The organism is Micrococcus sp. HSID17227, from assembly GCF_003989405.1.
Lineage (GTDB): Bacteria > Actinomycetota > Actinomycetes > Actinomycetales > Micrococcaceae > Micrococcus > Micrococcus luteus.
Window position 1 is genome coordinate 1 of sequence record NZ_RBLN01000532.1, and the last position, 801, is coordinate 801.

Annotated in this window: 1 protein-coding gene; it reads left to right on the plus strand. The window is 70.0% G+C overall.

What is annotated here, in order from left to right; all coding sequences use genetic code 11:
* A partial coding sequence (locus D8M29_RS13120; protein ID WP_174233386.1) for an RICIN domain-containing protein occupies positions 1–748 on the plus strand: 748 nt, incomplete at its 5' end.
* Positions 749–801 lie beyond the last annotated feature (53 nt).

Sequence of the window (801 nt, forward strand, 5' to 3'; positions counted from 1 at the left end):
GGTGGCGGGGGCGCTGCTCGTGTCGGTGCCCTTCCTGATACTCGTCGGGAACGACGACAAGGGCCCGGAGCGAACGTCGGTCGCCGCCGCGGGGACCGTGCTCGACGGGAGCGGTCCGGAGGCGCCGGGTGACTTCGCCGTGACCCCGGCCGAGACCACCTCTCCGGCCGTGGAGAAGACGAAGGCCGCCGAGGAGCCGGTGAAGGAGAAGCCGGTGGAGAAGGTGCCGGTGCCGGAGAAGGCCGAGGACGCGCCGAAGAAGGCCGCCGAACCGAAGGCGCAGCCGAAGAAGGAGAGCGCGGAGAAGAAGTCCGACGCCGCCAAGAAGCAGCCCGCGACGGCCGCCGCTCCCGCCGTCACGTTCAGCGGGCCGGTCTCCTTCCGCAGCCACCTCTCGGGCCGCTGCATCGACGTACCGGTCCACGACTTCAGCCACGGCAAGGCCCTGACCGTGTGGGACTGCACAGGCGCCCCCGCGCAGAAGTACCAGTTCGACTCCGACGGCACCAGCCGAATCAAGGGCCTGGTCCTTGACGTGGCCAACGCCAACTTCAGCGACGGCACCCCCCTCCAGATCGCCTGGTGCAACGGCAACGCCGCCCAGAAGTTCGCCCTGAACGGCGCCCACGATCTGGTCAACACCGTCGTCGGCATGTGTGTCGACATCGCCGGCGCCAACCGGAACAGCGGGGCGGCGCTGCAGTTGTTGCACTGTTCGGGCAACCCCGCCCAGAAATGGAGCACCTGACCACAGCTCCCCGACGCCGGGAGCACCGCTCCCGGAACCCGTACCCGCCGGGG